The sequence below is a fragment of the Sporofaciens musculi genome (assembly GCF_009830285.1).
GTDB lineage: Bacteria > Bacillota > Clostridia > Lachnospirales > Lachnospiraceae > Sporofaciens > Sporofaciens musculi.
On record NZ_WUQX01000001.1, the window covers coordinates 782,650 to 797,548 of the forward strand.

11 protein-coding genes and 4 pseudogenes are annotated in these 14,899 nt (G+C 43.9%); 13 read left to right on the forward strand and 2 right to left on the reverse strand.

Going from position 1 to position 14,899, the window contains the following annotated elements:
- Positions 1-9: 9 nt before the first annotated feature.
- The 5 genes and pseudogenes from GN277_RS03875 to GN277_RS29315 all read left to right on the forward strand — a co-directional run bounded on the left by GN277_RS03875 (position 10) and on the right by GN277_RS29315 (position 6,292).
- Positions 10-846, forward strand: a complete 837-nt coding sequence (locus GN277_RS03875; protein WP_159749870.1) for a DUF6674 family protein — start codon at positions 10-12, stop codon at positions 844-846.
- A 91-nt stretch (positions 847-937) separates the two neighbouring features.
- Positions 938-3,103 carry an ArdC-like ssDNA-binding domain-containing protein gene (locus tag GN277_RS32365; RefSeq protein WP_408641651.1) on the forward strand — a complete coding sequence of 722 codons (2,166 nt, stop codon included), beginning with the start codon at positions 938-940 and terminating at the stop codon, positions 3,101-3,103.
- Positions 3,093-4,609 (forward strand): annotated as a pseudogene (locus GN277_RS32370) (YodL domain-containing protein). The gene GN277_RS32365 and the pseudogene GN277_RS32370 overlap by 11 nt, the downstream one beginning before the upstream one ends.
- 730 nt (positions 4,610-5,339) lie before the next feature.
- Positions 5,340-5,543 (forward strand): transposon-transfer assisting family protein, encoded by a 204-nt coding sequence (locus tag GN277_RS32090; protein ID WP_159749872.1) that lies wholly within the window; start codon positions 5,340-5,342, stop codon positions 5,541-5,543.
- 473 nt (positions 5,544-6,016) lie between these two features.
- On the forward strand, positions 6,017-6,292 hold the full coding sequence (locus tag GN277_RS29315) for a hypothetical protein (protein ID WP_204162859.1): 276 nt from the start codon (positions 6,017-6,019) through the stop codon (positions 6,290-6,292).
- Here the strand turns inward: GN277_RS29315 and GN277_RS03895 are convergent.
- Positions 6,224-7,605: pseudogene (locus tag GN277_RS03895) on the reverse strand (relaxase/mobilization nuclease domain-containing protein). The gene GN277_RS29315 and the pseudogene GN277_RS03895 overlap by 69 nt on opposite strands.
- A gap of 36 nt (positions 7,606-7,641) precedes the next feature.
- Positions 7,642-7,914: pseudogene (locus tag GN277_RS32095) on the reverse strand (plasmid mobilization protein); the annotation flags it as partial.
- Positions 7,915-8,365: 451 nt separating this feature from the next.
- Here GN277_RS32095 and GN277_RS03900 point away from each other — a divergent pair.
- The 8 genes and pseudogenes from GN277_RS03900 to GN277_RS03925 all read left to right on the forward strand — a co-directional run bounded on the left by GN277_RS03900 (position 8,366) and on the right by GN277_RS03925 (position 14,873).
- On the forward strand, positions 8,366-9,049 hold the full coding sequence (locus GN277_RS03900) for a response regulator transcription factor (RefSeq protein ID WP_159749874.1): 684 nt from the start codon (positions 8,366-8,368) through the stop codon (positions 9,047-9,049).
- A 10-nt stretch (positions 9,050-9,059) separates the two neighbouring features.
- Positions 9,060-10,097: a sensor histidine kinase gene (locus tag GN277_RS03905; RefSeq protein ID WP_159749876.1), complete on the forward strand. Its 1,038-nt coding sequence runs from the start codon at positions 9,060-9,062 to the stop codon at positions 10,095-10,097.
- Between the two features lie 144 nt (positions 10,098-10,241).
- Positions 10,242-10,924 (forward strand): annotated as a pseudogene (locus GN277_RS03910) (ABC transporter ATP-binding protein).
- On the forward strand, positions 10,921-11,247 hold the full coding sequence (locus tag GN277_RS29890) for an ABC transporter permease (RefSeq protein ID WP_244324591.1): 327 nt from the start codon (positions 10,921-10,923) through the stop codon (positions 11,245-11,247). Before GN277_RS03910 ends, GN277_RS29890 begins: the two are co-directional and overlap by 4 nt.
- The gene (locus tag GN277_RS29895; RefSeq protein WP_244324592.1) at positions 11,186-12,145 is read left to right on the forward strand and encodes an ABC transporter permease; all 960 of its coding nucleotides are present in this window, start codon (positions 11,186-11,188) and stop codon (positions 12,143-12,145) included. The genes GN277_RS29890 and GN277_RS29895 overlap by 62 nt, the downstream gene beginning before the upstream one ends.
- 136 nt (positions 12,146-12,281) lie before the next feature.
- A complete protein-coding gene (locus GN277_RS29900; RefSeq protein ID WP_244324593.1) occupies positions 12,282-13,142 on the forward strand; it encodes an ABC transporter permease in 861 nt (286 codons plus the stop codon).
- Between the two features lie 724 nt (positions 13,143-13,866).
- Positions 13,867-14,364 (forward strand): YdcF family protein, encoded by a 498-nt coding sequence (locus tag GN277_RS29905; RefSeq protein ID WP_244324594.1) that lies wholly within the window; start codon positions 13,867-13,869, stop codon positions 14,362-14,364.
- 89 nt (positions 14,365-14,453) lie between these two features.
- Positions 14,454-14,873: a winged helix-turn-helix domain-containing protein gene (locus GN277_RS03925; RefSeq protein WP_330587099.1), complete on the forward strand. Its 420-nt coding sequence runs from the start codon at positions 14,454-14,456 to the stop codon at positions 14,871-14,873.
- The last annotated feature ends 26 nt before the right edge of the window (positions 14,874-14,899 follow it).

Sequence of the window (14,899 nt, forward strand, 5' to 3'; positions counted from 1 at the left end):
GAGGGCAAAATGGAAACAGCAGGACATAACACAAAACAGGTCATGGAGGAAAATGACGCATTAAAGCAGCTTATAGAGCTGCTGAACCAGCAGAACATGAAAGAGCAGTCACAGGATTTTATGGGTGTTTTCTGGTATGTGGCGGGTATGCAGGTACAGCTTGCCGCAATGGTGGATGAATTACAGGGCGTCCGGGAGCAGCTTTCGCAGATGCAGGAGAAACAGCCGAAGTCCGTTACGGAGAACCTTATGGAGAAAATATCCCGCCTTCAGGAGAAAGTCACAAGCCTGTCGGAACGCCTGACAGCGGTAAGAAACCGCCTTGTGGAAACAGCAACGCAGGCAATCAACGCTTTTAAGGAAAAAGGCAAGGCGGAGATGTGCAAGGTTCTCCAGAAAGGAATCTCCGGTATGAAGTCCATGCTTTCCGGCTACCGGGAACGTCTGGTTGACGTGATGACGGACTGTGAAAAGACAGCCAACCAGATTGACAGCATCGGGGACGAGTTAAAGCAGATCGGGAACAGCGTTTCCAACGTGGGCAGGCTGTTAGCCGGGAAAGGCACGAAAGAGGTATCGGACGAAAAGCCGGGTGTCGGTCTGACAAGGGCAGTCAACACGCCTGTAAAAAAGGCGGTGGAAAACCTGCGGAAGAAGATTGACGGGGCGGATCAGGCGTTTGAAAAGCTGGATCGGCTCTCTGCCCGTCTGGATGCCGGGAAGGAAGCGGAGAAAGGAGGGCGGGTGTCCGTAAAGGATAAGCTGTCGCAGATGAAGGAAAAGGCGGGACAGCAGAAAAAAGCGCCGGAGCCGGATAAGGCAAAAAACAAAGAGGAATGTTTATAAAACTATCAGCAAATAAAAATATCCAAAGCGGGGGCAGACAGGGAAACTTATCTGCCCTCTGTTTTTATGGAGGAAAAGGAGAGATAACCATATGGCAGATGCAAGAACTGAAAAACAGAAAGTAAAAGAGATAACGGACAGGCTGGAGGAAGGCTTGAAGGAGCTGTTTGAAGGGGAGAAATATAAAAGCTACCTGAACACCATGTCAAAATTCCACAATTACAGCGCAAACAATATCCAGCTTATAGAGATGCAATGCCCGGATGCGACATACGTTGCCGGATACAAGGCATGGCAGAGGAATTTTGAACGCCATGTAAACAAGGGCGAGAGGGGTATCCGTATCCTTGCGCCTGCGCCTTATAAAATCAAAGAGGAACAGGAGAAGATTGATCCAGTAACGAATGAGCCTGTGCTTGACCGGGATGGGATGCCCGTCATGGAGGAAGTAGAGATAAAGATACCCGCCTTTCGTGTCGTGACAGTGTTCGATTATTCCCAGACGGACGGGAAAGAGCTTCCCGGACTTGGCGTGAGTGAACTGCATGGGGATGTGGAGCGTTATCAGGATTTTATGGAAGCATTGGAGAGGGTTTCCCCTGTCCCAATCCGATATGAGGAAATGGAGGGTGACAGGAAAGGATATTTTATTGATTTAAGCCGCCCTATCGCCATTAAAGAGGGCATGAGCGAAGCCCAGACCGCAAAAACCGGAGTCCATGAAGTGGCGCACGCAAAACTCCATGCAAGGGAGATAGAACATGAAACAGGGTTTGACAAAGACCGGGAAACGAAAGAGGTGGAAGCCGAGAGCGTTGCCTACACCGTATGCCAGCATTTCGGAATTGACACGTCCGATTATTCTTTCGGGTATATCGCCGGGTGGAGCAGCGGAAAAGAGATGCCGGAGTTGAAATCTTCCCTTGACACTATACGCCGGACTTCCTCGGAACTGATAAAGGGGATTGAAGCGCAGCTTCTGGAGATTGAAAAGGAACGTGCTGCAGAACAGTCACAGGAGGACATTATCCTGCTTGTGTCAAATACAGACCGTTCCGAATATGACCTTTTGAATGTTAAAGGCATGGAGAGGACGGAAATATTTAATCTGCTGTCTGCCATGAAAGACGATGACAGGCAGAGCGTGGAAGCCTACCTTGAAAGAGCCGGGGCATGGGTAACGCTGCTTGCCAATGAACGGAGTGAGGAAGTAGGGGAATACCATTTAGACTATGCCTATGATACGGATACCCATGAGATAACCGATTACAAGGCATTGCAGGAAGAACGGGAGAAAGCCAACATTCCGATTGAATATGGCGATGTGGTTGTGAGATTCTCCACGCCGGACAGCGGGGAATATGAAACCATTAAAATCACAAATATGCAGTCGGAAGTGCAGAATACCCTGTATGACATACTGATGCGTGAAGTGGACGGGCAGGAGGGAACTGCTCTGGATTATCTGCGTGAAAAGGGTTTTGAGTTTGTGCCGATTATGAGAAGCGGCGGTTTGAATGACGGTTATCCGCAGTTCTTTGATTATGACATGGATATGACGGAAAAGGAGCTTTATATCGCTTCGGAGCTTCCGGCAACGGTACAGGCGGAGCAGCTCATTAACCGCATGGAATTTCACAGGTCGGTATATGACAGCGATGAGCGCAATCTGATTATGAACCATGCGTATAAGCTGGATGATATGTATAAGACCACTTCCCTTGCACACTCCATTGCGGAGCAGAAAGACGATTCAGCCTTGCTTTGGGAAACGATCAGGGTGGCGCAGGAAGAAATTGACGCTCTCCCGGACGGGATGGTGGGGCTGTCGGAGATGCACGAATACGGGTATTCGTGGGATGAAATGCTCCCTCTCACAAAGGATATGGCATCGGAGCTGTTCGGGGAAGATGTTTCAGTGTACCAGCTCCACGCAGACGGTTCAGAAACGCTTGTAGAGGACAGGGCGGCATTGCAGGAGCATGAAGGGCTGTTCGGCGTGGAAAAAGGCGATTGGAACGCTTATAAGGAATACCAGTCCATGAAGCAGGAATTAGAGGACAGCGAGCCTAATAAGGAAGCACAGCTTTTGTATGGCAATGAGAGCAAGTTTGGCATCTATCAGCTTAAAGATTCAGCGGAAACAAGGGATATTCGCTTTATGGATATGGATTACCTCGAAAAAGAAGGTATCCCGGTTTCCAGAGAGAATTACACCCTTGTCTGTCGGGGAACTGAAGGAGGGCATGAGCCTTGAAAATATTTATACCAAGTTCAACATAGACCACCCGGCAGACTTTACCGGGCATCCCTTTCTGTAAGCGATGTGGTGGTGCTGCATCAGGACGGGGAGAACACAAGCCATTATGTGGATTCCGTTGGTTACAGGGAGATACCGGAGTTTACAAAGGAGCTTTCCATATCAGCGGAGATAAGCAAAGAGGAAGCCCCGGTTATGGATAAGGCGGCAGAAATGCCGGAGAATACCGTAGGAAGCGGCATACAGGGAGAACCGGGTACGGATAGATTTACTTACTATGTCATTGAAGATTTATCCGCAAGAGTAGGCAGTAATCCGGAAAAAGGTGAAGTAGAGCGTTTTGACAATCTTTCGGAAGCAATCGCAAAGTTTAAGGAGTGCCGGGAGAGGGAAGATGCGGATCAGACAGGCATGACAAAGGCAGTATTTGGCTTTGGCATCAATGGAAAAGAATTTGACGTACTCCATGTGAAAAACAACCAGAACTGTGTACCGATTGAATTTACACAGAACGGAGTGGAAAACAGTCAGTTCAAGAGTGAATTGCAGGCTTTGTATCAAGAGGTCGGTTTTGACCGGGCGGAGGTTTACAGGGAGAGAACGCCGGAGGAAACAAAGGATATGGTAAAGGAATTGCTTGAGGTTCAGCTAAAAACCAGCGGCATCAATGATGTTTCCCTTTATATGGACAGGTTTGACACTCTTTATGAACAGGGGAAAATGGAACACTTGATTCCAGAAGGGGAACAGAACCGTATCCTTGAAAACATTCCTTTTACAGAATGGAAGAATCCATACATAGATGCCAGTGCCAGGGAAGCGGATAGGGTAGAAACAGAGATACAGGAGGAAAAACAGACGGTTGTTACCCTTACAGTGGCGGAGTGCGGGGAATTCCACAATTTCGGAGAGTACCATGAGGGGATAGCAGGCATTGAGGAAGCAATCGCTATTTTCAACCGGATACCGCCGGAGAGGATGAACGGTATCCCAAGCATCGGCATCAATATCCATACAGAGGGGACAGAAAGCTATGAGGACACGCAGATAGATATTGTTTCGGGCAGAGTTGCGGATTTGGAGATTCTGGACTATGTGCCGGATATTACGGACAATCCGAAGGCGGTGGAGGTCATTGCGGAGCTGATCGACAAGTTGCCGGATTTAGAGGTGAGGGGTTCTCTGGAGAAGTGGCAGGCGGCTTTCCTTGCTGCGGAGATAGACCAGCTTTCCTACAACTACGACACTGTTCAGTACAATCAGACAGTGGAGGATAGGGAAGCGCAGATAGCGAATATCACAGAGGACATCAGGAACGGGAATACCGGGTATCTGAATGACTTCCTCAATGCGCTCATTTCAGACAGTATCCGGGAAGGCATGACGGATATTATCGGGAAAGGGACGGAGCTTGACGGCAGTGAGGGCGTACAGACCGCAAGGAAGGCGAAGGAGCTGTTAGATAAGCTGGCTGGCAGAATACAAGCCGCTGGCAAAGATTGAGGAACTGGAAGAATGTAACTATAACATGATTGATAACGTCTTGAATAATGAGAAGCCGAAGGAGGAAAAACAGACAGGCAGAATTTCCATAAAGGAAAAGCTGGCGGAGAAAAAGGCGGTTATCGAGCAGAGGGATAAGTCGGAGAAGGAAGTCCCGGAAAAGGGAACAGAGAAAAATCAGAGAGGGAGATATAAGAGCATGGCACAGATACAATATAAGTTCAATAAAAATGATGAATATCTGACACCTCCCTATGCGGTATATCCGATTATGAAGCGGCTGAAGGTGAATACAACAGTATGGTGTCCTTTTGATATGGAGAACAGCCAGTTTGTGAAAGTGTTGTCGGAGCATGGCTTTTTAGTCATTTATAGCCATATAAAAATGGGGCAGGATTTCTTCTTAATGGAAGTGCCAGAATGTGACTACATTATCAGTAATCCTCCATACAGTCAAAAAGGCAGGGTGTTGGAAAGGCTGTATGAGATTGGAAAACCATTTGCAATGCTTATTAACTTTCAGGGCATATTTGACCATAAAGAAAGATTTCGGCTGTTTAAGCAGAACCGGGTGGAAATGTTGTGGCTCAGCCCAAGAGTAAACTATATTGGCATGGAGAAAAAGCAAGCGAAAGAGTGCCATTTCAAAGCGGCTATATTTGCAGCGGAATATGCAGTAACCAACTGGAGTTTGATTATATGGAAATTCATAGAAAAGGAGAGGGAGCTAATGGATAAATTTACAGTGGAAGAAATCAATTTGATGTGTGTGTTTGAGGGGCAGGACAGGACGGGCATGATTGCCGACATAAAGAACGTGATCCCCCATATACAGGACAGTGATATGGTGGAGCTTGCCGGACAGGTCATAGGGAAACTGGAAGCCATGAGTGATGCGGAATTTGCAGAGGTGGCATTGGAAGCGGCGGAGTGATTAACGCAAATCTTTTATAGCATTATTCGACATAACGTGCTATAATTCTCTTAGTCAGATTAGAGCGAGTAGGGATAGTCTGCGGTTGTCCTTTCTGGAAACGGAAAGGAGGTCGGTATGAATACGTTAGAAGTGCTTACGTTGGTGCTGGTGATTTTTGCAGCCTTGACATACATAGACAATAAACACAACCGCAAGTAACGGAAAAGGCTATCCTCTACTGCCAATAGGGGATAGCCTGTGATCCGTTTGTTTTTTAAACTGATTATTGTTTCCGATTGAACAACCGTCGGACGTGCTAGAATCCTCCGGCTTCTAAGATGATTATAAACCAACACTGCGAATTTTGCAAGAGGGTTTAGGAAATGGGGGTGCTTCGGCGCTCCTATTTTTTTGTGGATTTGTAGACTATATTACAGGAATATGGTCTTGTCTGCAAGGATTTTTTCAGATTTATAATAAGGTAGGAAGGAATGGGTGGGATTCCGCCGCAGTCGGCATTGTGCGTAATGTGTATAACTCCCCTTCTTATGGAGCTGTGGGCAACACTGTTTGCAGGATGTGGAAAGCTGCCCTTTGCTTTTCCATATGCTGTGAATGGTGTTGTCCATAGCGGAATGGGGAGTTATGCACATTTCCACGATGCTTCTTTTGCTTTTAAAGCCCTTTTCAGACAGGAATTACCGGGAAGGGTTATTATTCCGGTCTGGTTGTTCCTGTGCGCTTTTTGGCGGCTCTGTGCGCCCTAAATACTGGTTCAGGTTCTCCAGTTTCCGGTTCAGCGATTTCAGCTCTTTTTCACAGTTTTTGTATGTGGCGGTCAGTTCTTTTTCTGTGTGGTCAGCTCCTGATACTCTGCTTTCAGTTTGTCAATGTTCAAGCCTTTTAAGGGGATGCCCGCCTGTTCCAGCATGCGCCTTGCGCCGCCATAAAGGATGATCTGGCTCTCATGCTTACGGAAATAGGCGTCAGGGTTTTTGGACTTCTTATAGGCGATATGATACGCTTTATTTGCCTTGTACTGCTCCGCATACTTGATGATTTCCGCAAGGTCTTTGATGCGGTTCTCCAGCTTGCGGACAGTCTGCTTTGCTTCCTTCCCGGTGGCGGCTGTGGTGGCGATTTTCTGTTCCAGTTCTTTTATAGAGCCAGCTTCATTATATGCCTGTGCCGCAATCTTTAAATTCTCTACCGCCGCCCACCTCTGCAGCCCCGGACTGTTCTGGAATTTCTCATCAGAGGTGTCAATCAATCTCTTATTTGCGTAATCCCTTTTCGGGATAACTGCCTTCCGTTCCCGTTTTAGTTCAATCCGTTCTTTGATGCGCTCCTTTGTGTATTCCTTTCCGAGTGACTTGATGCTGCCACGCACAAAACGGTCTTTGCCGAGTGGACGGAAGGAGATAAATTTGAGGGCATCTTCCCCAAAAGTTTCTCCTTTTATCTCATAGCCTTTTGCCCGCATCAGGAGCAGAAATTCTTCATAGGTGGAGGATGATTTTATGGCGGCGTTGATGTCTTTCCTTATCTGTGTTTTCCATGCGGCACTGTTCTTATCTGCCTGCCATTCGTTGTATTTTTTCCCACGCTCCCCACCGGGGATAATGACAGAAAGATTATGCTCGCTGCACAGCTCGTCACTTAATTTTCGGATGCGGTAATAGCTCTGCTTACAGTCGTGATATTTATCATGCTCTATGTTGTCGGCGGCACAGAAAATGATATGGTTATGGACGTGACCTTTATCAATATGTGTGGTGACAACATAAGAATATTTCCCTTCTAAAACTTTGTCCGCAAGCTCTTTTCCAATCTGGTGCGCTTCGTCAAAGCTGACCTCACCGGGAGCGAAAGCCTGTATCAGATGATAGGCTTTATTAGGGCTGTTTTCCCGGCAATGGTCTAAGGTGTATTTGAAGTCAATCGCTGCGGTTTCCGGTGCACAGGCATAGGAAGAAATATAGATGCTTCCGTCTGTCTTGTCCGGGTTGCATATGTAGGCTACCGCTTTATCAACGGTTGCTGTGATAGCATGGATTTTTGACTGCCATACCTGTTTCATCAACTCCTTTACTTCGTCCATATCTTCTTGATAGACGTGATTTGTGCTGTTAATTCTTTTCGCAATCTGGTTCAAACTTGAACTGATCCGCCCCAACTCCGTATTGTATTCCCGTAAAAAACTGTAATCCACGTCATAGACATATCCGTATAGAATCAGTTTCCGGATAAAAGCTGATTTGCTTTTCATGCCAGACAGCTTAAACTTCTCGTCAAGGATATATTGCTCCTTGTCATTCAGGTGAAATTCATTCCGGTTGGTTCTTGTCCTGTTTGCCATTTTTACATCGTCCTTTCTAAATTTGGGCATAAAAAAACTGCTGTAACTTGTCCGGTTTACAACAGTCTGGTTTCGTGTCTGTTCAGTTGTTTTGGATAGAATTATCCATGTGTTATTGTAGCAAATCTCCGGGGAAGGTCAAGGACTTGCAGAGAAAAACGCAAAGAAAACCAAAGAGGGTTAGGGATACTTCCCTATGGAAATTTCATCATATGGACGGTAGGGAAGTATGGGAAATTTCGCCCATGTGTCCGGACATGGGCAGTGCTTGCTATTCTTGCCTTTCAACACTCCCGGAGGGTGTGTCGGTTCTTGCCGTTCTTGTCTTTTAGCAGTAATGTTTTCTGTCTGGTTGTCAATTTTTGTTCTAACATATATAATCATATTTGTGGATTTCAGAAAAAAGGGGAAAATGATATGGCTGTATTATCTATAAGGAAGCACATTGATAGGCATGTGGGAAAAGGGAAGGATTAAGACTATGAGTAATATATTATTATTGGAAGATGATTTAAGCCTGATTAACGGGCTTTCTTTTGCACTTCGTAAGCAAGGATATGAATTGGAAGTAGCGAGGACTATAAAAGAAGTGGATATTGTTTGGGCAGAGGGTAAATATGACTTGTTAATCTTAGATGTTTCACTTCCTGACGGTTCTGGTTTTGAAATATGCGAAAAAGTCCGTCAAACTTCAAAAGTGCCCATTATTTTTCTGACGGCATCGGATGAGGAAGTCAATATTATTATGGGACTGGATATGGGCGGTGATGACTATATTACAAAGCCTTTTAAATTGGGAGTGCTATTATCCCGGATAAATGCGTTGTTAAGACGTGCGAGTGATTTTGGGCAGACAGATACAGAAATTGTTTCTAATGGCTTAAAAGCTCTTTTGACGCAAGGAAAGGTTTATAAAAATGGAGAGCTTTTGGATTTGACGGCAGGAGAGTATAAACTGTTATGCCTGTTTATGAACAATCCGGGTACGGTGCTTTCTAAAGAACAGATTTTAGAAAATCTGTGGGACAATGAAGGAAATTATATTGATAACAATACACTGAATGTCTATATCCGCAGACTGCGAACAAAAATTGAGGACAATCCCAGCGATCCGCAAATGATTTTGACCGTAAGACGTATGGGATATAAATGGAATATTATTTGATGGGGTTTTTATGAGAATATTTACAAACAAAGATATTAAGATACTGTTTATAGGAGTATCTCTATTGCTATTTTGCAACACGATTCTGTCACAGGTTATATTGTGGAAATTTCACGGAAATTACCCACTTGTACTCCTTATTCTTTCTCTGTTTATAGGATGTGGGATTTTGTTTCTCTGCTTTTGTTACTTTCATAAGCAGCATAAAATCATGGAAACAGCAGTGACAGAAATAGATGAGTACCTTACGGGTAATACGGATGCCCGTATTGAATGTGATGACGAGGGTGAAATGTACAGGCTTTTCCATTCGGTTAATACATTAGTGGCGGTATTGAACGCACATATGGAAAGCGAACTTCGGGCAAAGGAATTTTTGAAGGATACCATATCGGATATTTCACACCAATTGAAAACGCCGCTTGCCGCTCTTAATATTTATAATGGTATTTTACAGAGTGAAACAGAGAATCTTCCTGACTTAAAAGAGTTTACCGTTTTGTCAGAGCAGGAGCTTGACCGCATTGAATCATTGGTACAAAATCTGCTGAAAATTACCAGACTGGATGCCGGAACGATTATACTGGAGAGAAATTTTGAAAATGTATCCGACATAATGCATGACATTGAACAGCATTTTGCATATCGTGCAAAACAGGAGGAGAAAGAGCTTATCCTTTCTGGAGATGATGATATTATGCTTTTTTGTGACCGTGAATGGATGATGGAAGCGGTCAGCAACCTTGTAAAAAATGCTTTTGACCATACGGATGCAGGAAAGCGTATCTTTATTGAATGGAAACGGATGTCGGATATGTTACAGATTGTAGTGAAAGATAATGGGTGCGGTATTCATTCCGAAGATATTTATCATATTTTTAAGCGTTTTTACCGTAGTCGCTTTTCAAAAGATACACAGGGGCTTGGGCTTGGACTGCCGCTGTCAAAGACGATTGTTGAACTGCATGGCGGTAATATTAAGGTAGACAGTGTTTTGGGAAAAGGGAGTGTTTTTATGATAACTATATTAGAAACTACAAAATTGTAAGAAATTTGTTTATTTTTGAGGAGAACATTACAGAATTGTCGGTTTAGAGAAATATTAGAGTAAGGATTGGGTGTTATACTTCTTGCTGAAGGAGGGATAACACCCATGACTTTATCAGATCAAAAAAGTAACAGGAGGCATAACATGAATTTATTGGAAGTGAAAGGAATTTGAAAACTTATGGGGCAGGGGAAACCGCTGTCCGTGCTTTGAAAAATGTCAGTTTTTCAGTTCCGAAAGGAGAATTTGTTGCGGTAGTAGGAGAATCCGGTTCCGGCAAAAGTACGCTGCTTAATATGCTGGGCGCATTGGATGTGCCTACTTCCGGCAAAGTGATGATTGATGGAAAAGATACGTTTTCCATGAAAGAAAGGCATCTTACTGTGTTCCGCCGCCGGAACATTGGATTTATCTTTCAGGCATTTAACCTTGTTCCCGAACTGACGGTGGAGCAGAATATAATTTTTCCGGTACTTTTGGATTACCAGAAGCCAAACAGAAAATATTTGGAGGATTTACTGGATATATTGAATTTGAAGGAACGCCGGAATCATCTGCCCAGCCAGTTGTCTGGCGGACAGCAGCAGAGGGTAGCGATTGGACGTGCTTTGTTTACCCGCCCGGCTCTGATACTTGCCGATGAGCCGACAGGAAATTTAGACTCGCAGAATACCAGTGAAGTGATTGCGTTGCTAAAAGAAGCGTCAAAAAAGTATGAGCAGACAATTATTATGATTACACACAGCCGCAGTATTGCACAGACAGCAGATCGTATCCTGCAGGTGTCAGACGGAGAACTTACTGATTTGGGGAGGTGCAGGGAATGAGAAGTTATTTAAGCCTTGTGGCTATTTCGGGAAAGGTGCGCAAACGGCAGAACCGTATGACGATTTTCTGTATTATTATTTCTGTACTGCTTGTAACTACGATTTTCAGTGTGGCAGATATGTTCATTCGGAATCAAAGTGAGGGGCTTAAGCAGAAGCATGGAAACTGGCATATTCAGTTGGAAAATATCTCTCAGGACACAGCAGAAGAAATCAGCCGGCGTCCGGATGTCGCCGCTGTCGGCTGGTCGGAAATATTTAATGCAGATGCAGACCAGCCTTACTATATCGGAGAGAAAAAAGGCTGCCGTTTACGGCAGTGACAGTATTTATTTAGCAGAGCTTGTGAATGCCCTTGAAGAAGGCTCTCTGCCGCAGAGTGACAATGACATTATGCTTAGTTCCAATGCGAAACTTGCGTTAGATGTAAAGATTGGCGATTCTGTGACAGTAAAGACACCTTCGGGGAATACGGATTTTACGGTATGCGGTTTTGGTTCGGACGATGCAGCGTATTATCGGGATCAGACATATATGGTTGCTGCCTATATGACGCGGGATGCATATATTTCAATCATGGAACCAAACAATATCCCAATCAACCCGGTCTGTTACATTCGGTTTCAGGATGTGTCAAAGGCGTCCGGTATTATTGCGGAAATCAGACAGCAGTATCATTTGCCGGAGGAGGATATTTCGGAAAATACGGCAATTATGGGTCTTGCCGGACAAAGCAGCAATGAATCTATGCATAATATTTACGGAATAGCGGCAGTCTTGTTCATTTTGGTATTATTGGCTGGCGTACTGATGATTTCCGGCAGTATGAACAGCAATGTAGCGCAGCGGACAAAATTCTTTGGAATGATGCGCTGTATTGGTGCAAGCCGTCAGCAGATTATCCGGTATGTACGGCTGGAAGCGTTAAATTGGTGTAAAACGGCTGTGCCTGTTGGGTTAATCATAGGTACGGCAATCGAATGGGGCATTTGTGCATTGCTCCGCTTTTGGATTGGCGATGAATTTGCCGCTATGCCGGTATTTGCCCTCAGCCCTGTTGGACTAATCAGTGGGGCGATGGTTGGAATTGTAACTGTCCTGCTGGCAGCGCAGTCACCTGCAAAACATGCATCTAAGGTTTCTCCGATGGCAGCGGTTTCCGGAAGCAGATACGGCACTTTCTGTACGGCATGCAACAAAACGGAAAATCAGAAAGGTTGAAAGGACATTGGGGATTCACCATGCAACAGCATCTAAGAAAAACTGGTTTTTATTGACAGCCAGCTTTTCACTCAGCATTATACTGTTTCTTTGCATTTCAGTAGGGTTGGATTTCGCGCATGAGCTGATCCCAACAATGCGTTCATGGCAGCCGGATATTACCCTTAACGGCTATGCAAATGAGCGTGTACTGGATCAGCGTCTGGGTGATGCCATTAGCGGAATTACAGGTGTAGAGCATATTTGGGGCAGTTCTTACATGGAGAATGTTTCAGTTAATTCTTCACGACCAGACATTGACCATGTAAATATAACGTCATATAGCCAGTATATGCTTGACTGTGCCAAGGATAGCCTTGTGCAGGGAGATTTGTCAGAAATCTATGGGGACAGTGACAAGGTTATGACTGTTTTGAATAAAGATAATCCGATAAAAGTTGGAGACACAATTCAGATAGCGGGACAGGATGTTGAAGTTGCATGTGGCATATCCAGCGGGCTGTATCCCAGCGAATATAGCGTGATCTGTTCACAGGAAACCTTTGCCCGACTGACAGGGGAACAGAATTACAGTATGATTGGAATACAATTAAGCAGCAAGGCTACGGATGAAACAGTAAAACAAATCAACAGTCTTACGGAAAGCAATGTTATTTTTACTGACGAGCGTCAGAGTAATCAGAGAAATGCCAATACTTATCTGGCTGTAAAATTTCTGTTGTATAGTTTTATGGCAATCATTGCCATGATTACGCTGTTTAATATTGTCAACAGCATTTCCATGAGTGTAACTGCCCGGATAAAGCAGTATGGGGCTATGAGGGCGGTTGGCATGGATGGGAATCAGCTTACCCGAATGATTGGTGCGGAAGCCTTTACTTATGCTGTCTCTGGTCTTATCGTTGGCAGTGGTATCGGAATTGCCCTAAGCCGCTTTTTGTATGTGAAATTGGTTACACGATTTTTGGAAGCCAGTGGAGTTTGCCGATTGTTTTAATTGCTATTATTCTTGTATTTGATATTGTTTCTGCTGCGTTAGCGGTATATGCACCCGCAAAACGGATTAGAAATATGCCGATTACGGCAACGATCAATGAATTATGATGCTAAAAAATTATGAAAATTTGCTGCACGACGGAAAAGGGAAAAACCGTCGTGCAGAAGAAAAATACCTTTTTTGAAAGATGAGGGGTTGTTGTGTGGCAGTTTGCGTTTCTTATATTTTTTATTTCGGTCTGCATATTTGCGGGGATTATGCTGTATGACTCCAGAACATTGTGGAGTGGAGCTTCATTTTTGATTATGATGATATGTTTGTCGGTATTTCTGCTTTTGGTCTTATACCAATGTTCAGAATGGCTGGCAGCACATGATTTAGTGATTGGAATACTGATTGTTATATGTATTTTGGCAGTGAGTAGTGTTGTTTTGTTTCCGACAATTCTGATTCTTGTGTTTTTTATAGAAGGAGTAAGGGTTATTAGACATGAAGGAATAAAACCGACAAATTTGTTGTCGATGTTGTTTTCTGTTCTGCTATGTATTTATCTTGTGCTATTTCCAGTAATTGGAAACTTAGGAAAGAATACTTTTGGTACAATGCTCTATAAAATTATTAGTTTCATAGCGGTATATATATTATTGTTGCTGGCAGTGTATTCACTTTCCGCAGTGCTCAATCTTTTTCACCTAAAAAGAAAAGAAACGCAGATTACATTATTGTGCTGGGGGCAGGAATTATTGGAAGCAGGGTTACGCCGTTACTTGCAGCACGGATTGAAAAAGGAATGGAATTGCTGTGCTATAATCCAAATGCTGTACTGATTATGTCTGGCGGACAAGGTTCAGGAGAGGATATTCCAGAAAGTAAAGCTATGGCAGATTATGCGATTGATAAAGGCGTAAGTGCGGAAAAAGTCATTTTGGAACAAAAATCTGTGTCCACGGAGGAGAATCTGCGGTTTTCAAGGGAACTGATAAAGAAACAGAATCCACAAATTATAGTTGTCACAACTGCTTATCACATGCTTAGGGCGTTAATACTCGCAAAGCGGCAGGGCATAAAATGTGTGGGCTTTGGTGCAAAAACAAAATGGTATTTTACGCTGAATGCTTTTATCCGGGAATTTGTTGGATATTTAAGTCTGACATGGAAAAAGCATATTATTGTGATTGGAATAAATGTTTGTATTGTAATAGCAGTGTATGGATTTAAGTAAACAACGTATATAACATTATATGTATCATCTTTTCCTTTGAAATAGAAAAGATGATTGGAGATGTGCGATATAAGGAAGAAGTGGCATAAATGGGGAAAATGATTATTTTATCATTTAATGATAATGAAGAAGATGCTTGCGAAAGAATACTGCACAATATACATGATGATTTCTGCTATGATTGTTCGGATATACTTGGGAAAGCGACATCATTCCATATAGGAGCATTGGAAATTGATGCAGATAAAAAGAATGTGACGGTAAATAACATTGAAATTGGACTTACTCATATTGAATTTGAAATACTGTATTTGCTGGCGCAGAGTCCCGGCAGAATATACAGTAAAGAGCAGATCTATGATATTGTCTGGCAAGAACCGTATTCCGGCGATTACAACATTGTTATGAGCCATATCCGGCATATAAGGGAAAAGATAGAGGATAATCCGGGCAAGCCGCTTTACATACAGACCGTATGGGGCATCGGCTATCGGTTCAACAAAATTTAAGCAGCAGTCTGTGATAGGAAAACAGA

Excerpts from the sequence above, each read along its gene's own strand:
- GN277_RS03875 (WP_159749870.1), top strand. The coding sequence starts at position 10 with ATGGAAACAGCAGGACATAACACAAAACAGGTCATGGAGGAAAATGAC.
- GN277_RS32365 (WP_408641651.1), top strand. The coding sequence starts at position 938 with ATGGCAGATGCAAGAACTGAAAAACAGAAAGTAAAAGAGATAACGGAC.
- GN277_RS32090 (WP_159749872.1), top strand. The coding sequence starts at position 5,340 with ATGGATAAATTTACAGTGGAAGAAATCAATTTGATGTGTGTGTTTGAG.
- GN277_RS29315 (WP_204162859.1), top strand. The coding sequence starts at position 6,017 with ATGGGTGGGATTCCGCCGCAGTCGGCATTGTGCGTAATGTGTATAACT.
- GN277_RS03900 (WP_159749874.1), top strand. The coding sequence starts at position 8,366 with ATGAGTAATATATTATTATTGGAAGATGATTTAAGCCTGATTAACGGG.
- GN277_RS03905 (WP_159749876.1), top strand. The coding sequence starts at position 9,060 with ATGAGAATATTTACAAACAAAGATATTAAGATACTGTTTATAGGAGTA.
- GN277_RS29890 (WP_244324591.1), top strand. The coding sequence starts at position 10,921 with ATGAGAAGTTATTTAAGCCTTGTGGCTATTTCGGGAAAGGTGCGCAAA.
- GN277_RS29895 (WP_244324592.1), top strand. The coding sequence starts at position 11,186 with ATGCAGATGCAGACCAGCCTTACTATATCGGAGAGAAAAAAGGCTGCC.
- GN277_RS29900 (WP_244324593.1), top strand. The coding sequence starts at position 12,282 with ATGCGTTCATGGCAGCCGGATATTACCCTTAACGGCTATGCAAATGAG.
- GN277_RS03925 (WP_330587099.1), top strand. The coding sequence starts at position 14,454 with ATGGGGAAAATGATTATTTTATCATTTAATGATAATGAAGAAGATGCT.